Source organism: Alpinimonas psychrophila, from assembly GCF_014137865.1.
GTDB classification, from domain to species: Bacteria; Actinomycetota; Actinomycetes; order Actinomycetales; family Microbacteriaceae; genus Alpinimonas; species Alpinimonas psychrophila.
This window is the reverse complement of sequence record NZ_JACGWU010000001.1, coordinates 474,166-494,346: the sequence shown is the minus strand read 5'-3', so window position 1 is coordinate 494,346 and position 20,181 is coordinate 474,166. Positions and strand designations below refer to the sequence as shown.

Here is a 20,181-nt window from a genome sequence, read left to right as displayed (position 1 = left end):
GGCCGTTTCCGCTCACAAAAATCATTGAAAAGGATGCGTTTAGTGGAAGGAATCTCCACAGGCACAGCTGCCCTCGGCATTAGGGTTATCGATCGTAAAACCCTGCTTTTGAATCGTGTCTTCGAAGTCGATAGAGGAACCATCAAGATAGGGAACGCTCATCTTGTCAACCACGACGCCGACTCCCTCGAAATCGACAACAGCATCTCCGTCGAGAACACGCTCATCAAAGTAGAGCTGGTAAATGAGCCCTGAACAGCCACCGGGTTGAACGGCAACGCGCAGGCGCAAATCATCGCGCCCCTCCTGAGAAAGCAGGCTCCGAACCTTTTCTTGGGCCACAGCAGAAAGACCCACACCGTGGGCACGGACATCAGTCAAGATTGTTTCGGTCATTTCCACTCCTCGGAACATGTTTCGTCAGTGTCTATAGTCTATGTAATGAACACCACAGCAGGCTGGGTTATTCCTGATTCACTGCTCGTCATTGAGACGCAACAACAAGAGTGTTTGCGCGCAAATAGCTTTTTCGAAGGCACCGATATGAAGAGACTCATTGGGGCTGTGCGCCCGAGAATCAGGGTCCTCGACCCCGGTAACGAGAATTTGTGCCTCGGGGAACATCGCCACAAAATCCGAGATGAACGGGATAGATCCACCAACCCCCATATCAACGGGCGTCACGCCCCAGGCATCCGTCATGGCGGCTCTCGCGGCAATGGCAGCCGTCCCCGTGGTGTCGGCCAAGAAGGGCTCCCCCGTGCTCAGGTCGGAGATGACCGGCACGACACCCCACGGAGCGTGCGCGAGGAGATGTTCCGTCACCGCAGCAGCTGCTTCTGATGCGGCCTGCCCCGGAGCGACCCTGACGGAGACCCGCACCGAAACTTCGGGAAGCAATGTATTGGACGCGTTATCCACATTCGGGGCGTCAATGCCCGTTACCGTAATCGACGGCTGATTCCAGATGCGATTCAGGTAGCTCCCGGTGCCGAGGGGGCTCACACCATCGAGAAGTCCGGATTCACGGCGCAACTGTGCCTCGTCATAGTCCGGAGTCTCCGGAGCATTCGAAACGAGTCCTTCCACAGCAATCGAACCATCGGCGTTGTTGAGGGAGGCGAGGAGGTGAATCATGGCGAGCATCGCATCCGGAACGACGCCACCAAACATGCCCGAGTGCACGGCATGGTCGAGGGTACGCACGGTGAGCTTGAACGTGACGTTGCCGCGAAGGCTCACGGTGAGGGCGGGAACCGTTTCGCTCCAATTACCCGAGTCCGCAACGATGATGATGTCGGATGCCAAGACCTCCCGGTTGTCGTTGAGGAAGTTTTGAAACGACGGCGAACCAAATTCTTCCTCTCCCTCCACATAGAGCACGATTCCGAGATCAACCTGATCGGACAGTTCGGTGAGAACCCGCAGTGAAGCGATATGCGACATCACACCGGCCTTGTCGTCGGCCGCGCCGCGCCCGAACATTCGATCCTCGATGATGACGGGCTCGAAAGGTGTGGTGAGCCAGTCTGCATCGGCCCCCGGAGGTTGTACGTCATGATGCGCGTAAAGCAGGACCGTGGGGCGACCGTTCCGGGCATCGCGGCGTGCCACAACAGCGGGTTGCCCCAATCCAGTGCCATCACTTTTCTTCGCTTGCAGGATGCTGACACTGTCAAAAAAACTGAGCCCGGTCGCTAATGCGGCTACCGCTTCGCTGCTTCGCTGCACCTGGGTGGGGTCAAACGCGTTCCACGAGACGGACGGAATTCGAACGAGCGACGCCAATTCGGCAAGGATCGCGTCGAGGTCACGGGCGATCAGGTTGGCAACGTTTTCTACGTCAGCAGTTCTCAGGCTCATGTTGGTAATCTTAGGGACGTACTTCACGAACAAGGGATCTAACGTGGCACTGGGAAAATCTTCAACGGACAGGAATGCCGACGAGAACGCTGTCACCGAGCCTTCCAAGGGACACGCGACCCCCACCCGAAAGGAACGAGAAGCGGCGAATCAGCGCCCCCTTGTTCCCTCCGACCGCAAGGGTGCCTCAAAGGAATACCGCGCTCAGCAGGCCGAGGCCCGCAACCGTGCCCGCATCGGTATGGCCGCTGGCGAAGAAAAGTACCTTCCCATGCGTGACCGTGGCGTTCAGAAGCGCTACGCCCGTGACTACGTTGACGCTCGTTACAACGTAGGCGAGCTCATGGTTCCCTTTATGTTTTTGGTCATCATCATGACCTTCCTACCAGACCAGAACATTGCTCAGTTGGGCATCTTGACGCTGTGGGGATTCTTCTTCATTGCCATCATCGACGTTTTGTTCGCGACGTGGTCCTTGCGTCGACGCATCGACGCAAAGTTTGGTGAAGGCAAAATGGAGCGCGGTGTTCGCTGGTACGCCGCAATGCGCACCCTGCAGATGCGTCAATTGCGTCTGCCAAAACCTCAGGTCAAGCGCCGCGAGTTCCCCAACTAGCGAACGGCGCGAATGCGCGCCAGCCCGCGGTTTATCTGCCACGCCCACGTTGGGCCCCGGTAAATAAAAGCGGTATAGCCCTGTACCAGGGTGGCGCCGGCGTCAAGACGAACCTGCACATCGGCAGCGTTCTCAACGCCCCCGACCGAAATAACACACATTTCGGCTGGAACCACAGTGCGGATCACGGTCAAGACTTCGAGGGATCGAGCGGCAAGCGGCGCTCCGGAGAGTCCGCCCACACCGGCGAGCTCAACGGCCGCTTGGCTCGCGTTGAGGCCGTCACGCGAGAGCGTTGTGTTGGTTGCGATGATGCCGGCAAGCCCGAGGCGCACAACGAGTTTAGAGATTCGCACAACCTCGTCGTTTGTCAGGTCGGGAGATATCTTGACCAAGAGCGGCGTCGAACCGCACTCGGCTTTGACGGCCGTCAGCAATGGCTCAAGTTGGTCGAGCTCCTGCAGACCCCGGAGCCCTGGAGTGTTGGGCGAGGAAACGTTCACAACCAGGTAATCGGCTACGGGAGCCAAAAGACGCGTACTAACGAGATAGTCAGCCGTCGCATCTTCAACGGCCACGACCCGGCTTTTTCCAATGTTCACACCAATGACGGGGCGATTTTTTTGTGTTCGAAGTTTCGTTAATCGGGGAACGGCAGCCGCAGCGCCGCCGTTATTGAATCCCATGCGATTGATGACCGCCCGATCACTCACGAGGCGAAAAAGACGGGGTCGCGGGTTTCCCGGTTGGGCTACAGCCGTCAACGTGCCAACTTCAATATGCCCGAATCCCAGGGCACCGAGACCCGCGACGAGCGTGGCATCCTTATCGAACCCGGCGGCCACGCCAAAAGGAGAATCGAAATGAAGTCCCAAGGTCTGAACCTGATCGGATACTGATGCCCGCGTGGCACCAGCTTTGACCGAGCGAAAAACCGTATTACCCACAGCCCGAATGACCAAGGCCCCGAGGTGATGGGCATCTTCCGGGTCAAATTTTGAGAGAACCAATGAGAAGAGGGCGGCGTACAACCGAGAACCGCGGACCTGAGAAGCCGTCAACGACGCGCCATAGGTCATGACGCCGAATCCGCCGAGTCGGAAAGTGAGCGAGCATGCTGCAAGCGCAAGTCCGCGATCGCCATTTCAAAGTCCTCGAGTGACTCAAAACCTTGATAAACACTGGCGAAACGTAGGTAGGCAACCTCGTCGAGATCGCGTAGCGACGGAAGAATTGCCAGGCCTATTTCGTTGGCTTCGATCTGCGATGCCCCGGTGGCACGAATAGTCTCTTCGACCTTTTGCGCCAAAATGGCGAGGTCAGCATCCGTCACCGGACGCCCTTGGCATGCCTTGCGCACGCCGGAAACGACTTTCTCTCGGCTGAAAGGCTCGATGACCCCGGAGCGCTTGATCACGCTTAAACTCGCCGTTTCCGTCGTAGAGAAGCGACCGCCACACTCGGGACACTGACGGCGACGGCGGATGGAGAGTCCGTCGTCTGAGGTGCGAGAGTCGATGACGCGCGAGTCGGAGTGGCGACAGAAAGGGCAAAACATGCGCGCTCTTCTTTCAGTTGTTGTTCACGGTGAAACGCGCATCAACGGCATCGCCGTGAGCCGGGAGGTCTTCATCATTGGAGAGGCGGCGAATTCCCGCCGCAACAACGCCCAAGGCAGCCTTGTCGTATTGGATAATCTGCTGGGCCCGCAAAAATGTGTAGGCCCCGAGGCCCGCCGAGAAGAGCGCCTGCCCTGCTGTCGGGAGAACGTGGTTCGAGCCCGCCGAATAGTCGCCAAGGCTGACCGGGGTGAAGTCACCCAAGAACACAGCGCCGGCGTTCACGATCCGCGACAATTCCACTTGGGGGTTCGCGGTCTGAATTTCTAGATGTTCGGGGCCATAGGCGTTTGAGAAATCCGTGGCAACCTCAAGGTCATCAACCAAAACCAGGGCCGATTGCTCCCCGCCACAAGCGGTCTGGACACGTTCCCGGTGGGTTGTCGTCGATGTTTGGCGCTCGAGTTCAGCGCGAACGGCGTCAAGGAGATCGGCCGAATCAGTCACAAGAACAGCTGACGCAAGTTCGTCGTGTTCTGCTTGGGAGATCAGGTCAGCCGCCACAAGGTCTGCCGACGCCGTGTGGTCGGCGATGATGAGAATCTCGGTGGGTCCTGCCTCAGAGTCGATTCCCACGACGCCACGAACGAGTCGTTTGGCGGCCGCCACGTACAGATTACCGGGGCCTGTCACGACGTTGACCGGCTCGAGTTCAAGATCGGGCACGCCGTAAGCGAAGGCGCCAATAGCCCCGGCGCCGCCCATGGCATAGACTTCCGTCACGCCAAGCAGTGACGCCGCCGCCAAAATTGTGGGGTGCACTCGGCCACCAAAATACTGCTGGGGCGGGGAGGCCAATGCAATGGAGTCAACTCCGGCAACCTGCGCGGGCACGACATTCATGATGACGCTGGAGGGGTAGACAGCCTTGCCGCCGGGCACGTAAAGGCCCACGCGCTCCACCGGCTGCCAGCGCTGAATGACAGTGGCGCCGGGAGCTACCTGTGTCGTGTGCGCGGGAGGAACCTGAGCCGCCGATGCCAAGCGCACCCGGGCGATCGTCTCCTGAAGAGCGGAGAGAAGGTCGGGATCGAGCGCGGTCAGGGCATCCTCGAAGTGCGAAGCGGGAACGCGAATGTCATATTCGCTGACATGGTCGAGCAGCTGAGCTTGCTCACGCAGGGCCACAGAGCCACGTTCGCGCACATCGGCAATGAGGTCCGAAGCAACGGCCGACGCGGCATCCACATCAATGGCGTTACGAGGAATGAGGGTCAGCAATTCTGAGCGCGAGGGGCGCTTTCCGCGAAGATTGAGCGTACGAATCATGTTCTCTCCAGTCTAGAGAAGACCGAGGACGGACGTTAGCCCAGGCATCCCGGGCCCAGCAGTGACTTGATCTCGCCGTAGAGGTCTGGCGTCAGCATCACCGGCGTGGGAATTTCAAAAATTCGCGTTGTGAGCCCCTTGGTGAGCCGCAAGCGAACATCGCTTTGGCCCGGATGGCGTCGCAACACCTCGGACAGTGCCTGGATGGTCTTGGTTGTGGCTCGCGCTTCCGAGAGCGTGAGGGTAAGCGGTCCGTTGTCGAGCGCTCCCCCGACATCGGGCACAAACATGCTCATGGCCTGAATGTTCAGGCCATCATCACGCACGTTGACGCGCCCTTTGACCACCAAGACCTGGTCTGTCTCGAGCGTGGGGCCAAATTCTTGGTACACACGCCCCAGAATCATGATGTCAATTTCGCCACCAAAATCTTCGAGCTTGATGATGCTGTACTGGTTGCCGGAGTTCTTGGCAATACGTCTTTGCACCTCGGTAACAAGGCCAGCGAGCGTCACAACGTCAGAGTCTTGCGTGTGATCGGACATGGTGAGTTCGTTGATGGTGATGCTCGCGTGCTTGGCCAGCTGCAGTTCGAGCCCCGCCAGCGGGTGATCCGACACGTAAAGTCCCAGCATTTCTCGTTCAAAAGCGAGCTTGTCACGCTTGTTCCACTCGGGGCGGTCGGGAACGTTGTTCTGCTCCTGTGTGAACTCGAACATGTCACCAAAAAGGTCGACCTGGCCGTGGGCCTCATTACGTTTGAGACTCACGGCGGACTCCACCGCATCCTCATGAATTTCAAGAAGTGCACGACGCGTGGCGCCCATGGCATCGAAGGCGCCGGCCTTAATAAGTGATTCGATATTCTTCTTGTTCGCCACCGGAATGGGAACCTTCTTCAAGAAGTCATGGAATGACTCGAAGCGGCCCTTCTCGGTGCGGGCGAGCTTGATGGATTCCACGACGTTGTAGCCAACATTTCGGATGGCGCCCAGACCAAAACGAATATCCGTTCCAACAGCAGAGAAGACGCCATCGGACTCATTCACGTCGGGGGGCAAGACTTTCATCCCCATGCGGCGGCACTCGGAGAGGTAGATCCCGAGCTTGTCTTTGGAGTCACCCACGCTGGTCAGCAGTGCCGCCATGTATTCGGCCGGGAAGTTGGCCTTGAGATACGCCGTCCAGTAGCTGAGCACGCCGTAGCCAGCCGAGTGTGCCTTGTTGAAGGCGTAATCTGCGAAAGGCATGAGGGTGTCCCACAGCACCTTTACGGCTGCCGCGGAGTAGCCGTTGACAAGCATTCCTGCTTCAAAGTCGGCGTACTGCTTATCCAGCTCGGACTTCTTCTTCTTTCCCATCGCGCGGCGCAGGACGTCGGCTTGGCCGAGCGTGAATCCGGCGACCTTCTGAGCTACGGCCATGACTTGCTCTTGGTACACGATGAGACCGTAGGTAGTACCGAGGGTCTCCGCAAGAGGGCCCTCAAGCTCGGGATGAATGGCCTCAATATCTTGGAGCCCATTTTTCCGCAGGGCGTAGTTCGTGTGCGAGTTCATGCCCATGGGGCCCGGGCGGTACAGAGCGATAACGGCCGAAATGTCTTCGAAGCTCGTGGGCTTCAGCTGACGCAGCAGCGCGCGCATGGGGCCACCATCGAGCTGGAAGACGCCGAGAGTGTCGCCGCGGCTGAGAAGATCATAGGTGGCCGGGTCGGCGTCGAGGTCGAGGCCCTCTGGCTCGACCGTTATGCCGCGGTTGTACTGAATGTTGACGAGGGCATCCTGAATGACCGTGAGGTTTCGCAGCCCCAAGAAGTCCATTTTCAGCAGCCCGAGAGCCTCGCACGGCGGCTGGTCGAACTGGGTGATGATGGCGCCGTCATCTTCGCGCTTCATGATGGGGATGACGTCAATCAGGGGCTCGGCCGACATGATCACCCCGGCGGCGTGCACCCCCCACTGGCGCTTCAGGTTCTCGATTCCGCGGGCGGTCGCAAAGACCGTGGCCGCGTCGGCATCCGTGTCCACAATGGCCCGAAAATCGGCAGCCTCCTTATAGCGTGGCGCCTTGGGATCGGTGATCTCGGTAAGCGTGATGTCCTTACCCATGATCGAAGGCGGCATCGCCTTGGTCAGCTTCTCCCCCACCGAATACGGCATGCCCAGAACGCGTGCGGAGTCTTTCAGAGCCTGCTTGGCTTTAATTGTGCCGTACGTGACGATCTGGGCCACACGGTCGTCACCATATTTATCAGTCACATAACGGATAACCTCGCCACGGCGTCGATCATCGAAGTCGACGTCGACGTCGGGCATCGAGACACGTTCGGGATTCAAGAATCTTTCAAAGATCAGGCCGTGGTGCAGCGGGTCGAGTTCGGTGATTCCCATGGCGTAGGAGGCAAGCGATCCGGCAGCCGATCCACGACCAGGTCCCACGCGGATGCCTTGGGCTCTGGCCCACGCGATGAAGTCGGAGACGACCAAGAAGTAGCCTGGGAAGCCCATCTGGATGATGACGTCGACCTCGTACTTTGCCTGGGCAACGTGCTTGTCACTCACACCGTCGGGGAAGCGCTTGGCTAGACCGAGGTCAACCTCCTTGGAGAACCACGAAGCCTCCGTCTCGCCCTCGGGCACCGGAAAGCGCGGCATGAGGTCACGCTTTGCGAATGACGTCTCACAGCGCTCGGCGATGAGCAACGTGTTGTCACAGGATTCCGGATGATCCCGAAAGACATTGCGCATTTCGGCGGCAGACTTGAGATAAAACTCGTTGGAGTCGAATTTGAACCGCTTGGGGTCGTCCAACGTTGAGCCGGACTGAACGCACAGCAAAGCCGCATGCGCCGTGGCATCGTGAGCGTGCGTGTAGTGCAAGTCGTTGGTGGCCAAAAGCGGCAGATCGAGTTCTTTGGCCAGCTTGAGGAGGTCAGCCATACCGCGACGTTCGATATCGAGGCCATGGTCCATGATCTCGATGAAGAAATTTTCTTTGCCGAAGATGTCTCTAAATTCGGCGGCGGCGTCGAGAGCCTCTTTGTATTGGCCAATTCTGAGGCGTGTCTGAATCTCACCACCGACACACCCCGACGTGGCGATGAGCCCCTTGCCATAGGTGTGCAGCAGCTCACGGTCCATGCGGGGCTTGAAGTAGTAACCCTCAAGAGATGCCAGCGACGACATGCGAAAGAGGTTGTGCATGCCCTCGGTCGAGGACGCCAGCAGGGTCATGTGCGTGTAGGAACCCGAACCCGAAACGTCATCGTCACCGCCGGCATTCCAGCGCACCCGAGTCTTGTCCGTACGATGAGTTCCCGGGGTGAGGTACGCCTCGGTGCCGATAATCGGCTTGATTCCCGCGTCGGTAGCCGCATTCCAGAAGTCGTAGGCGCCAAACATATTGCCGTGGTCGGTGATGGCGATGGCCGGCATGTCAGCCGCGACGGCCGCCTCAATCAGCGGCTTTACTCGAGCGGCCCCATCGAGCATGGAGTATTCGGAATGAACGTGCAGATGAACGAACGAATCGTTATCTTTCGCCACGTCTCACTCCGGTCTTTTGCGCTTATCAAGAACCTCTAGCTTAAGGCGTCAAGGGCTAGGAGCGGAGCACTTCGAGGGCGTGCTCGAGGTCTGCCGGGTAGGGACTTTCGAACTCAACCCACTCTCCCGTGGCAGGATGGTTGAATCCGAGCTTGTGGGCGTGCAACCACTGTCGCTGCAAACCCAGTCGTGCCGAAATTGTCGGATCGGCCCCGTACAGCGTGTCGCCGACGCAGGGGTGTCGTTGAGCAGCCATGTGCACACGGATTTGATGCGTGCGGCCCGTCTCAAGGTTCACTTCGAGGAGGGAAGCCGAGCGAAACGCCTCGAGGGTTTTGTAGTGCGTGATGGAACGTTTGCCATCGGTGATGACGGCGAACTTCCAGTCCGATCGTGGGTGGCGACCAATGGGAGCATCGATGGTGCCAGCCAACGGATCCGGGTGACCCTGCACAACCGTGTGATACGTCTTGGTTACGTGCCGGTCGTGAAAGGCCTTTTTCAGGTTTGTGTAGGCGAGCTCGCTTTTGGCAACCACCATGAGACCACTCGTGCCAACGTCGAGGCGGTGAACGATTCCGGCGCGCTCGGCGGCTCCGGAGGTAGAAATCGTGAAGCCGGCCCCTGCAAGGGCGCCAAGAACCGTAGGACCCTCCCAGCTCGCCGCTGGGTGAGCAGCGACACCGACAGGCTTGTCGACGACGACAATGTCGGCATCGTCATAAACGATCCCAAAGTCGGGAACCAACATCGGGATGATGCGGGGTTCTTCCTTCGGCTGCCAGGTAACGGAGAGAAGGCCATCGCCAACGAGCTTGTCCGACTTGCCCAGAATGCGGCCGTCGAGTTCAACACCCCCAGCTTCTGCAATTTCTGCGGCCAGCGTGCGCGAAAAGCCGAAAAGACGAGCGATCCCTGCGTCAACGCGAACCCCGTCAAGTCCCTCGGGGACTGAGCATGAACGTGATTCCATTTTTTTTACAACACTTCTTCGGATATTTTTTCTTTGCGGTTGCGGGTGCCATCGATATTGATGCCAAAGATCGTGAGCAACACAAAAAGAATCATGCTTGAGACAATGGCAATATCGGCGACGTTATAGATTGCGGGCAACATCCACGGAGTTGAAATGAAGTCAATAACGTGACCTTCACCAAAACTTGGCTCGCGCGTCAGCCGATCCGTTAAGTTTCCCAGCGTGCCGCCGAGCAACAGTCCAAAGACGACAGCCCAAGCAAGTGACTTAATTTTTCGGGAAAAAAAGACGATCGCTGCTGTGACAACGGCAGCAAGAATCGAAAAAATCCACGTTGAACCGGAGGCCAGCGAAAATGCCGCCCCGGGATTTCTGACGAAATGAAACACCAAGATGTCATCGAAAACCGAAACGGCCTGCCCCTCAACGAGGTGGCCCACAACGAACGCCTTTGATGCTTGATCGGCCGCATAGATAAGGACAGCGGCGACACCCAGCAAAACCAGTACTCCCCATTTAGCGCGGGGACGTTCCGAAATTGACACCTACGCTTTTGCGGAGGATCCGGAAGTACCCTCGGCCATGGCGTCGAGGTTTGCTAACTCAGAAGAAATGTAGGCGTGCAACTTCGAGCGGTATTCGCTTTCAAAGCTCTTGAGCTCGTCAATGGCCGTGATGAGCTGAGCCTTCTCCGACTGGAACTTCTTGAGTGCGGTGCGCTGAGCGGTCTCTGCCTCGAGAACGAGACGTGTTGCCGTTTCGTGGCCTTCGGCAATGAGCTCATCGCGCTTCTGAACACCTTCGCGAACGTGCTCTTCGTGTAGGCGGCGGGCCAGCTGAAGAAGATTGTTGGAGCTGGTTGTGTCAACATCTTCGGAGGCGGCAACCGGCGTGGGGGCAACGACGGCGGCAACCACGGGCGTCGGCGCTGAGACAACAGACGGCGCAATTGCAACAGAAGCAGTTCCACCCTGGCGGGCGTCGAGGGCATCAAGTTTGGCTCGAAGTTCTTCGTTTTCCTGCGTCAAGCGGCGAAGTTCAACAACGATTTCATCAAGGAAGTCGTCGACCTCATCTTGGTCATATCCCTCACGGAATTTGGTCTGCTGAAACCTTTTGTTTACTACATCTTCGGGCGTTAAAGCCATGCTGCGCCACCTTCGTAACGATCAAAAAAAATTATGTCACCCCAAGGGGACTTAACTACGTTAGCAAAGTCGGCTGGAGATATCGAAAAAAGACTAAACCTGAGCCTGAATAATCCGCACGACATACATCGCAAATATCGCGCCCAGCATGACGACGGTCCACCCGAAGTCCAGCGCAATGGCCCCAAAAGAAATGGGTTTAATGAATCGACGAACCTGCTTCAGTGGGCGATCTGTCACCGTGTACACGAGATTGACAACCACGAGGATGATTCCCCGCGGTCGCCAAGATCGAGCAAACGCCTGAACGAAATCAAGGATGAGCCGACCCCACATGGCAAAAACGAACACGAGGAGCCCGAGATAAACAAGCTCAGCAATCCACCAAATGATGGGAGCAATGGGGTTCACGAGAGAGATCGACGAAGACGCCGAATGCTACTGACCGAAGAAGGTCGTGTCGACCTCAGCAGTGTTGGCAGCGGGATCACCCGTGGTGGCGACGTGCGAAGGTGAAAGCAGAAAGACCTTGCTGGTCACGCGCTCGATTTTTCCGTAAAGCCCCTGGGACAGACCGGAGGCGAAGTCAATGAGGCGACGGGCGTCTGTTTCGGTCATTTGCGACAGATTCATGATGACGGGGATACCCTCGCGAAAGTTCTCGGCAATAACCTTGGCATCGCTGTACTGCTTGGGGTGCACGGTCACGATTTCATTCATGTCATTCACAACCTGCTGCTTCGAGGCGTTGTTCTTGCGAATTTGCGTGACTTGGGCACGGCCGACCGGAGCCGGGTGAGCGTGAGGTGCGGCCGCCACGGGAGCGGAGGTTTCGTATTCGTCCTCGTCGGCGAGACCGAGATAGACCATGGTCTTCTTGAGCGGGTTGGACATTGAAACCTCCAGTTTTGTTATACGTCTAAGACGACATTAACTTGCTGGAGGACGTTCTCCCGTGATTGCCGTGCCAATTCTTAGGTGTGTCGCGCCTTCGGCAATTGCGTGCACATAGTCATGAGACATCCCCGCCGAAATCTCTGTCGCTTCAGCAATGATTGTGCGCAGAAATTCAGAGGACTCCCGCACCCGCGCAAAAGCTTCACGGGGGTCCGTTTCGAGTGGCGCCACCGCCATGACGCCCCTCACCCGAAGGCTGGGCGTTGCGGCCGCAAGCTCAGCCAGTGCCCCCAAATCACCCGGCACAACTCCCCCGCGCCCTGGATCATCCGTCAAATTTAGCTGCAAAAAACAGTCAAGTTTTTGCGTCGAAGCTTTGCCCAGAGCGGCCACCAAGCCAGGACGGTCTACCGAGTGAACAACATCTGCGTAGCGCCGGACCGCTACCGCCTTATTGGACTGCAATTGGCCGATGAAGTGAATCCTCTTTTCAAGATCCATGAGTTCTTCGGCCTTGCGCTCAGCTTCTTGATGACGGTTTTCACCAAAATCGCGAACGCCCAAAGCGTAGAGCTCCCGCATCGTGCTCACCGGGTGAAACTTGGTCACCACGATGAGGGTTATCTCGTCAGCAGGACGACCAGCGGTGGCACAGGCCGTCTTGATCCCGTCACGAACGCTCTCGAGTCGCTGAGCGAGCATATTACTTGAGGAAGTCTGGAATATCGAGGTCGTCGTCGGCAAAGGCAGGATCAATGGACAGTGACGTCGTGGCGGCCGGTGTCGTCATAACAGCCACGTAGTCATCATCAGAAAAGACGCCCGTAGTGGAGGTGATGACGGTCTCTTCGACCACAACAGTCTCGGTCAGCGGCAAGACCGATCCAGTGTCCGTGGAGTTGTACGTTGCACGAGGTGCCGGTCGGTGCGCAGGCTCTCCACCGTCGAAACCGGCGGCGATGACGGTGACCCGAACTTCGTCACCGAGCGTGTCATCAATGACGGCACCGAAGATGATATTGGCCTCCGGGTGAACGGCTTCGCCCACGAGAGCGGCGGCATCGTTGATTTCAAAGAGCCCCAGGTTTGAGCCACCTTGAATCGAGAGGAGGACGCCGCGGGCGCCGTCAATGCTGGCCTCCAGCAGGGGTGAGGCAATGGCCAGCTCGGCAGCCTTGATGGCGCGATCAGCGCCGCGCGACGATCCAATTCCCATAAGGGCCGAACCAGCACCCTGCATCACTGACTTTACGTCGGCGAAATCGAGGTTGATAAGCCCGGGGGTGGTGATGAGGTCAGTGATGCCTTGAACGCCGGCTAGAAGAACCTGGTCAGCCGTTGTGAAAGCCTCTTGAACACTGATGCTGCGGTCGCTGATCTCCAAGAGACGATCGTTAGGAACAACAATGAGCGTGTCGACCTCGGCGCGCAGTTGGGCGACGCCGATGTCCGCCTGAGCCGCGCGGCGACGTCCCTCGAAGCTGAAAGGCTTGGTGACAACACCGATGGTGAGAGCACCAATGGATTTTGCAATCTTTGCAACAACGGGGGCGCCTCCGGTTCCGGTTCCGCCACCCTCCCCTGCAGTGACGAAGACCATGTCGGCTCCAGCCAGGGCTTCTTCAATTTCTTCAGCGTGGTCTTCAGCAGCCTTGCGACCCACCTCGGGATCGGCGCCAGCGCCGAGACCACGAGTGAGTTCACGACCGACATCAAGCTTCACGTCTGCCTCGCTCAGAAGCAGAGCCTGTGCATCCGTGTTGATGGCAATAAATTCAACACCTTTGAGGCCGAGCTCAATCATGCGGTTCACGGCGTTGACACCGCCACCGCCGACACCGACAACTTTGATGACGGCGAGGTAGTTCTGATTCATTGACACGTTTGGCCTCCACTGGAACCCTAAACTTCTACTTGAAGATTAAAGTTATGCTCAGTATGCATTTACTTGCTTTGAGGTTATGGGCCGCGCACCCGGCAATGCGTGAGCGACACGCGCGTTGCTCACAACCATGAAATGTGGGCGCGCTAGCGAACCACAGCGGTCTGCGGCGAGGAAACGTCATATTCACTGACCGTGCCCACGGGCGCGCTCGCAATCAGCGCCGCTAGGACACTGGATTTCAATGCAGCGTTCTCAGGACCTCCCCAAAAGACTCGTGCGCCGGAATCAGCAAGCACGATGACGACGTCATCGGTTGTCGTGGCGATAACCCGATCAACGCGTCCCGCGAGCGAGGCGGGGAGGGCATTGAGAACGTCAATTCCGGCGTGAAACCCTAGAGAATCCGGGGAGTTTCCCGTGACCTCAAAAAGGGGATAGCCGGCTATTCGCTCGGCAGATTTCTCGATGACAACGCCAGCAGGATCCACGAGCGTAAATCCCCCGTCGCTCGTCAGATATCCCACGGGCGTTCGCTCAACAATTCGAATCAGCAAGGTGTGCGGCGGCAAAGACTCCGTTGAATAACTTCGAATCAACGGCTGCGCGGCAACGGCATCTTTTATCGCGCCGAAGTTCACTAGGGGCAGGGGCTTGCCGATTTCCGACTGAAGTGCCATCTGAATCTGCGCAATCGGAACACGAGATGCCCCGACCACGGTTATTTCTTGCAGCGCCATCACCGGCGTGAAGACTCCGACGGCGACGAACACCATCAAGGAAGCAAAAGCCCCGAGACCACTCAACCAGATAATCCGGCGACGTCGAATGTGCGCAGTAAAGCGCCGAACTTCTTCCCGTTCAAATAGCTTGCGAGCTTTGCTCGCTTCCCGGAGGCGCTTTCGAGCAATAGAGGCGTCGTCGGGTTCACGCGCGTTACGAGCTGCCCTGATCCGGGATGTCTTCTCCGACGGGGCCGACTGCCTTGCCGCGAGGCGGATATTGCGGGGATTGGGCACCCGAGGTGCTGGCTCAACCCGTTTGGGAGTGACCGGTTCCTGCGGAGGTCTCTTCACCTAATTCGACACCTTCGAGATTGTCGAAGCTGGGGTCGATTCCAGGGCCGCCAGAATCTGAGGAATGATGCGATAAACATCTCCGCACCCGAGCGTAATCACGAAGTCACCCGGCTGAGCCATCGCCGCTACGGCGTCGGCTGCATCCTGCCAATCCGAGATGCAAGCTACTTTGTTGGGGTCACTAAAGTGATCGGACACAAGAGCCCCGGTCACACCTTGGATGGGATCTTCACGAGCGCCGTAGACATCAAGAACAATCGTGAGATCCGCATCATTTTCCAGCGTGTGGGCAAATTCCGCAGCAAAGAGCTGGGTACGACTGTAGAGGTGGGGCTGATGCACGGCAATCAATCGCCCCGCCCCAACCACCGTTCGGGCAGCACGCAGGACCGCGTTGACCTCCGTATGGTGGTGCGCGTAGTCGTCAAAGACGCTCACCTCGCGCACGGTGTCATGCAGTTCAAACCGACGCTCGGTACCGCCAAATCGCGCAATACCCGCCAGCGCCGCCGCGGGGTCAATCCCCACTCCCACCAGTGCAGCGAACGCGCCCGCCGCATTGAGGGCATTGTGATGCCCCGGCACCAGCAGAGTGCCCTCGTAGCGACCACCCGCATATTCGATGACGATTCGGACCGGTCCCCCGGAGGTGTCGATGACGCTGAGCCGAACATCCGCCATGCTGGATTCACCGAACGTGAGAACTCGAGGTCCCCTAATGTGCTGGGTCACACCCACGGCGCCGGGGTCGTCACTCGAGATCACAACAAGGTCGGTTGCAGCATTGGCAAAATCGACAAACGCTTGATCGAAGGCTTCCCTGGTTCCATAGTGATCGAGATGATCGGCATCGACATTTGTGATGACCGCTATGGCGGTGTTGTAGAGCAGGAAAGACCCGTCTGACTCATCGGCCTCGACGACGAAGAGGTCCCCCGAGCCTGAATCAGCGCTCACCCCATAGGACTGGATGACGCCGCCGTTGACGAAGCTGGGATCTTCACCACATTCACGTAACCCCGTCACGATCATTCCGGTCGACGTGGTCTTGCCATGCGCACCCGCAACGGAGATGAGGCGATGCCCCCGCGTCAGCCATTCCAGTGCGCGCGATCGATGCAGGATGGGTAAATTCTTCTCGCGGGCCAGGAGATACTCAGGATTGTTCTCCCACAGCGCCCCGGTGACGACGACCGTGTCGGCATCGCCGAGGTTGGCCGCATCATGCCCGATCGCCACGGGAATACCGAGGTCGCGCATTTGGCTAACGGCATGGGACTCGCGAATGTCCGAGCCGGTGACGGTGAGTCCGGCGTCAACAAAGAGTCGGGCGATGCCGCTCATACCAGAGCCACCGATGCCCACAAAGTGCACTGTGCCCAAGGTTTCGGGGGCCAATACTGTTGACTCTGGCTTTATCACGGCGCAACTCTTTTCTGGCAGGCATAAACAACTCGAAGTGCCAACCTTCTTTATAACCTACAAAGCCGAGGATGCTCGGTGCGACAGGGCCAGTTCAACCAGATTGACCATGCGAGCGGTGCCGTCACGCACACCCGTTGCTTTCGCCGCCGCACCCATCTGAACAATCTTTGCCTCATTGCGCAACAGGGGAATCAGGTTGTCCCGCACCCACTCCGGAGTGAACTCCCGGTCGGAGACCAATATTCCTCCACCGGCACGCACAACCCCGGCGGCATTGAAGCGTTGCTCGCCATTGCCCACAGGATACGGAACATACACGGCGGGGATTCCCAGTGCCGACAGCTCCGACACCGTGGCGGATCCCGCCCGCGACACAACCAGCGTCGCGGCGGCAAGGGCCGCTTCCATGCGATCACAGTACGGTAGCGACACATACCCGCGAGCCACAGGTAACGTCGCGGGTGCATTGACGCCAACGATGTGCAGGATTTGGTAACCCGCCCCGATCACTAGCGGGACCGCCGCGGCTATCGTCTCGTTGATGCTGCGTGCCCCTTGGGAACCGCTCGTAATCACGAGTGTGGGCCGTGCTGGCTCCAATCCAAAACTGACGCGGGCATCCTCGCGTTGCGCCGCAACGTCAAGGCCCTCAATTTCGCGTCGGAGGGGCATACCGACCACGGTGGCGTGGGGCAAGGGCGTTTCCGCGAAGGCGACACCGACGAAAAGGGTATTCCGGGCCCCCAGTCGATTGGCAAGTCCCGGTCGGGCGTTGGCTTCGTGGATCACCAGGGGTGTTCCCGTTCTCCGGGCCGCAACATAGGCGGGCGCCGAAGCAAATCCCCCCACGCCGATGACGCAGTCGATGCCTCGATCAGCGATCAGTTTTTCGATGCTGTGTACCGTCCCCCGCCACCGCGAAACGAAGCGAACGGCGGCCAGATTGGGGCGACGCGGAAAAGGCAATCGCGGGATCGTTACCAGTTCATAACCGCGTTCTGGCACAAGTTTGGCCTCAAGACCCTCGGCAGTGCCGACGACAACGATGGCGGCCTCCGGATCACGGCGCCGCAACTCGTCGGCTATGGCCAGGAGAGGATTAATGTGGCCAGCGGTACCACCACCGGCCAGCAGATACGACGTCATTACTTAAACGTAGACGGCGCGCGCGTAAAGGAGAGGACGACGCCGATGGCCAGCAGAGAAGCGATCAATGCTGTACCACCGCTGGAGAGCAAAGGGAGCGGCACCCCCAAGACGGGGAACACCCCCAGGACGACACCAATATTGACGAATGCCTGGCCAACGATCCAGACCATGATGCCGCCCGTTACGATGCGGACCATGGGGTCATTTGCCTTCTTGATGATGCGCGTGAAGGCAACGGCCAACAAGACGAAGAGGACCAAGACGAGAGCAGCTCCGATGAGCCCCAACTCTTCACCGATGATGGCAAAAATATAATCGTTATCCGCCGCCGGGAGCCAGGACCATTTCGCTTTCGAATTGCCGAGTCCCACGCCAAATATTCCGCCCCCGGCCAAAGCCCATTTTCCATGAAGGGGCTGCCAGCAGGAATTTGTGTAGTCGATGCAGTTTTCGCTCAAGAAACTGAAAATGCGGGCCATGCGATTGGGACTCGTAACGGCCATAACTCCGACCATCGCTGCCCCGAGGGCGACAGGAATCAAGATAATTCGAAGCTTAACCCCGGCGAAGAAAATCGCGCCAATGGTGATCATTCCCATGATGATGACGGTGCCGAGATCGCCTCCCAACAGCACCAGGCCGATGGGAATCAGCGCCGGCACCAGAGTGAGAAGAACTTTCCAATTCGCCGCGCCGTTTCGACGGATGCTGACCGGGAGCGCAACGCCCAGCCAAATAACGATCGCCAGTTTCAAGAATTCAGAGGGTTGGGCTGTGAAGCCAGCAATGTTGATCCAGTTTCGGTTTCCGCCCGACTCATACCCCAGCGGAGTAAAGACGAGAAGCTGCGCAATTGAGCCAATCACCAAAATCGCCAGTGCCCATTTGCGCCAGAACACGAGCGGCAACTGACTCAGCACCATCATGACGGGAAGACCGATGGCCGCGAATGCCGCTTGGCGGCCGAAAGCCCCGAAGAACTGCCCATTTTGGAGAAATGAATCAACCGAAGATGCCGAGAGGACCATGAGCAGGCCCATGATAGTGAGGACGATGGTCAACCCCAACAGGAGGAAAAAATCTGGGGAATCAGCTCGAAAGACCTTGCCGAGATTTATGCGCGCCGTCAGAAACGAATCCACGGAGGAGCTTGACGGCGGGGGCGTGACCTGGCCCCGAGAACCGGTGCGCGAACTCCGGCGAGAACTAGTGCGAGGCGGATGACTCATCCGCCTCACCTCCAACCCTGTCTCGAACGGCCTGCGCAAAGAGCCGACCGCGTTCCGCATAATCTGTGAATTGATCCATCGATGCCGCCGCCGGCGCCAATAGGACAACGTCCCCGGCCTGCACCATATCAGCGGCAAGATTCACCGCATGAATCATTACGTCCCTATTTTCTTCTGCGCTCACCTGTGCGACCGGCAGGGTCGGCGCGTGTCGCTCGAATGCTGCCGAAAGCGCGGTCCGGTCCTGGCCGATGATGACCGCTCCGCGCAAGCGATTCACGTGCTTTGCAACGAGCGCATCAATGTCTACACCCTTCAATAATCCACCCACGATCCATACGATCGACTGATTCGCGGCAAGAGAGGCATCCGCAGCATGCGGATTCGTGGCCTTGGAATCATCGATCCACGTCACGTCGTTTATCTCGGCGACGACCTCATTGCGGTGCGCGTCCAGGCGAAAAGAATGCAGGGCTTCCCGGATATCTTCGCCAGAAGCCCCAAAAGCTCGGGCCAGCGCGGTGGCCGCCAGAATATTGGCCACAATGTGGGGGGCGGCAAGTCCCTGATCATGCAGCTCCGTGAGCGTGGTTAGTTCCGTCGCGGTGTTGTGCCGATCCTCGATAAACGCGCGGTCGCACAGAATTCCGTCAACGACCCCAAGGTCGCTTCGCCCGGGAACTCCGAGGCCAAATCCGATGGCCCGTGCCCCCTCGACGACGTCGGCAGCTTCCACCATCATCTCGGTGCGGGCGTCTGCCTTGTTATAGACACACGCCACCGAAACGTTGTTGTAGACCTTCGCTTTAGCTGCGACATAGGCATCAAAAGAACCATGCCAATCAAGGTGGTCATCGGCCACGTTCAAGCACACGGCAGAATGCGGCCAAATCTCACTCATGTAGTGCAGTTGATAACTGGAAAGCTCCACGACGAAGACGTCGAAGCCTTGCGGGTCCCGCACCGCGTCTAAAACGGGGACGCCGATGTTTCCACATGGCGCCACGCGAAAGCCCGCTGTAGCCAGCATGGCGGCGGTGAGCTGCACCGTTGTCGTCTTGCCGTTGGTTCCCGTGACGAGAATCCATGGTGCCGGCACTCCAACCTTGTCTCGTAGGCGCCAGGCGAGTTCAATGTCGCCCCAGACAGGAATGCCCTGTTTCTTCGCCCACAACAGAATCGGATGGTCCGGGTGATAACCCGGAGAAACAACAATCACCTCGGGAGCAAATTCGACGAGCTCGCTCGGAACCAGCGCGCCCGAAGTTTCCTGAACGAAGGGGACACCAATAACGTCACACATCCGGATCCGTAAGTCATCGGCCCCGGCCGCAACAACCAACACGTTGGCATGCAGCTCGGCCAACGTATCGGCAACGGCAAAACCCGTCACACCGAGTCCCAGGACGGCGGCGCGCACGCCTAACCACGGCGCATGCCAACTCGTCAGAATGTCAAGACGGGGCGATTCACTCACGAAG

Annotated in this window: 19 protein-coding genes; 1 reads left to right on the top strand and 18 read right to left on the bottom strand. The window is 58.3% G+C overall.

Annotated elements, in window-relative coordinates; genetic code table 11:
* Positions 1-39 precede the first annotated feature (39 nt).
* On the bottom strand, positions 40-396 hold the full coding sequence (locus FB555_RS02215) for a HesB/IscA family protein (protein WP_182483792.1): 357 nt from the start codon (positions 394-396) through the stop codon (positions 40-42).
* A 78-nt stretch (positions 397-474) separates the two neighbouring features.
* Positions 475-1,863, bottom strand: a complete 1,389-nt coding sequence (locus FB555_RS02210; protein ID WP_182483791.1) for a M20/M25/M40 family metallo-hydrolase — start codon at positions 1,861-1,863, stop codon at positions 475-477.
* On the opposite strand from FB555_RS02210, the gene FB555_RS02205 reads away from it, so the two are divergent.
* Entirely contained in the window at positions 1,862-2,479 is a 618-nt protein-coding gene (locus FB555_RS02205) for a DUF3043 domain-containing protein (protein WP_182483790.1), read from the top strand. The two genes, FB555_RS02210 and FB555_RS02205, sit on opposite strands and share 2 nt — an antisense overlap.
* Here FB555_RS02205 and FB555_RS02200 read toward each other — a convergent pair.
* The 16 genes from FB555_RS02200 to murD all read right to left on the bottom strand — a co-directional run bounded on the left by FB555_RS02200 (position 2,476) and on the right by murD (position 20,177).
* Positions 2,476-3,510: a quinone-dependent dihydroorotate dehydrogenase gene (locus FB555_RS02200; protein ID WP_182484261.1), complete on the bottom strand. Its 1,035-nt coding sequence runs from the start codon at positions 3,508-3,510 to the stop codon at positions 2,476-2,478. The two genes, FB555_RS02205 and FB555_RS02200, sit on opposite strands and share 4 nt — an antisense overlap.
* 44 nt (positions 3,511-3,554) lie before the next feature.
* Entirely contained in the window at positions 3,555-4,037 is a 483-nt protein-coding gene (nrdR, locus tag FB555_RS02195) for a transcriptional regulator NrdR (RefSeq protein ID WP_182483789.1), read from the bottom strand.
* Positions 4,038-4,050: 13 nt separating this feature from the next.
* Positions 4,051-5,367 carry a histidinol dehydrogenase gene (gene hisD / locus FB555_RS02190; RefSeq protein WP_182483788.1) on the bottom strand — a complete coding sequence of 439 codons (1,317 nt, stop codon included), beginning with the start codon at positions 5,365-5,367 and terminating at the stop codon, positions 4,051-4,053.
* Between the two features lie 35 nt (positions 5,368-5,402).
* Entirely contained in the window at positions 5,403-8,915 is a 3,513-nt protein-coding gene (dnaE, locus tag FB555_RS02185) for a DNA polymerase III subunit alpha (protein WP_182483787.1), read from the bottom strand.
* Positions 8,916-8,970: 55 nt separating this feature from the next.
* Positions 8,971-9,888, bottom strand: coding sequence for an RluA family pseudouridine synthase (locus tag FB555_RS02180; protein ID WP_182483786.1), 918 nt, complete (start codon positions 9,886-9,888; stop codon positions 8,971-8,973).
* A 5-nt stretch (positions 9,889-9,893) separates the two neighbouring features.
* Positions 9,894-10,436 carry a signal peptidase II gene (gene lspA / locus FB555_RS02175; RefSeq protein ID WP_343046378.1) on the bottom strand — a complete coding sequence of 181 codons (543 nt, stop codon included), beginning with the start codon at positions 10,434-10,436 and terminating at the stop codon, positions 9,894-9,896.
* A complete protein-coding gene (locus FB555_RS02170; protein ID WP_182483785.1) occupies positions 10,437-11,039 on the bottom strand; it encodes a DivIVA domain-containing protein in 603 nt (200 codons plus the stop codon).
* A 93-nt stretch (positions 11,040-11,132) separates the two neighbouring features.
* On the bottom strand, positions 11,133-11,450 hold the full coding sequence (locus tag FB555_RS02165) for a YggT family protein (RefSeq protein WP_343046377.1): 318 nt from the start codon (positions 11,448-11,450) through the stop codon (positions 11,133-11,135).
* A gap of 27 nt (positions 11,451-11,477) precedes the next feature.
* Positions 11,478-11,933 (bottom strand): cell division protein SepF, encoded by a 456-nt coding sequence (locus FB555_RS02160; RefSeq protein ID WP_182483784.1) that lies wholly within the window; start codon positions 11,931-11,933, stop codon positions 11,478-11,480.
* Positions 11,934-11,969: 36 nt separating this feature from the next.
* Positions 11,970-12,638: a YggS family pyridoxal phosphate-dependent enzyme gene (locus tag FB555_RS02155; RefSeq protein ID WP_182483783.1), complete on the bottom strand. Its 669-nt coding sequence runs from the start codon at positions 12,636-12,638 to the stop codon at positions 11,970-11,972.
* Position 12,639: 1 nt separating this feature from the next.
* Positions 12,640-13,818 carry a cell division protein FtsZ gene (ftsZ, locus tag FB555_RS02150; RefSeq protein ID WP_182483782.1) on the bottom strand — a complete coding sequence of 393 codons (1,179 nt, stop codon included), beginning with the start codon at positions 13,816-13,818 and terminating at the stop codon, positions 12,640-12,642.
* A gap of 146 nt (positions 13,819-13,964) precedes the next feature.
* Complete coding sequence (locus FB555_RS11065; protein WP_182483781.1) at positions 13,965-14,894, bottom strand: cell division protein FtsQ/DivIB; 930 nt, start codon at positions 14,892-14,894, stop codon at positions 13,965-13,967.
* Complete coding sequence (gene murC, locus FB555_RS02140) at positions 14,895-16,319, bottom strand: UDP-N-acetylmuramate--L-alanine ligase (RefSeq protein ID WP_182483780.1); 1,425 nt, start codon at positions 16,317-16,319, stop codon at positions 14,895-14,897.
* A 57-nt stretch (positions 16,320-16,376) separates the two neighbouring features.
* A complete protein-coding gene (locus FB555_RS02135) occupies positions 16,377-17,468 on the bottom strand; it encodes a UDP-N-acetylglucosamine--N-acetylmuramyl-(pentapeptide) pyrophosphoryl-undecaprenol N-acetylglucosamine transferase (protein ID WP_182483779.1) in 1,092 nt (363 codons plus the stop codon).
* Positions 17,468-18,700 (bottom strand): peptidoglycan glycosyltransferase FtsW, encoded by a 1,233-nt coding sequence (locus FB555_RS02130; RefSeq protein WP_281362534.1) that lies wholly within the window; start codon positions 18,698-18,700, stop codon positions 17,468-17,470. Before FB555_RS02130 ends, FB555_RS02135 begins: the two co-directional genes overlap by 1 nt.
* Entirely contained in the window at positions 18,678-20,177 is a 1,500-nt protein-coding gene (murD, locus tag FB555_RS02125) for a UDP-N-acetylmuramoyl-L-alanine--D-glutamate ligase (protein WP_182483777.1), read from the bottom strand. Before murD ends, FB555_RS02130 begins: the two co-directional genes overlap by 23 nt.
* Between the last annotated feature and the right edge of the window lie 4 nt (positions 20,178-20,181).

Coding starts and splice junctions, on each gene's coding strand:
- FB555_RS02215 (WP_182483792.1), bottom strand. CDS start 396: ATGACCGAAACAATCTTGACTGATGTCCGTGCCCACGGTGTGGGTCTT.
- FB555_RS02155 (WP_182483783.1), bottom strand. CDS start 12,638: ATGCTCGCTCAGCGACTCGAGAGCGTTCGTGACGGGATCAAGACGGCC.
- FB555_RS02205 (WP_182483790.1), top strand. CDS start 1,862: ATGTTGGTAATCTTAGGGACGTACTTCACGAACAAGGGATCTAACGTG.
- FB555_RS02135 (WP_182483779.1), bottom strand. CDS start 17,468: ATGACGTCGTATCTGCTGGCCGGTGGTGGTACCGCTGGCCACATTAAT.
- FB555_RS02130 (WP_281362534.1), bottom strand. CDS start 18,700: ATGAGTCATCCGCCTCGCACTAGTTCTCGCCGGAGTTCGCGCACCGGT.
- nrdR (WP_182483789.1), bottom strand. CDS start 4,037: ATGTTTTGCCCTTTCTGTCGCCACTCCGACTCGCGCGTCATCGACTCT.
- FB555_RS02210 (WP_182483791.1), bottom strand. CDS start 1,863: ATGAGCCTGAGAACTGCTGACGTAGAAAACGTTGCCAACCTGATCGCC.
- FB555_RS02160 (WP_182483784.1), bottom strand. CDS start 11,933: ATGTCCAACCCGCTCAAGAAGACCATGGTCTATCTCGGTCTCGCCGAC.
- FB555_RS02170 (WP_182483785.1), bottom strand. CDS start 11,039: ATGGCTTTAACGCCCGAAGATGTAGTAAACAAAAGGTTTCAGCAGACC.
- hisD (WP_182483788.1), bottom strand. CDS start 5,367: ATGATTCGTACGCTCAATCTTCGCGGAAAGCGCCCCTCGCGCTCAGAA.
- FB555_RS02180 (WP_182483786.1), bottom strand. CDS start 9,888: ATGGAATCACGTTCATGCTCAGTCCCCGAGGGACTTGACGGGGTTCGC.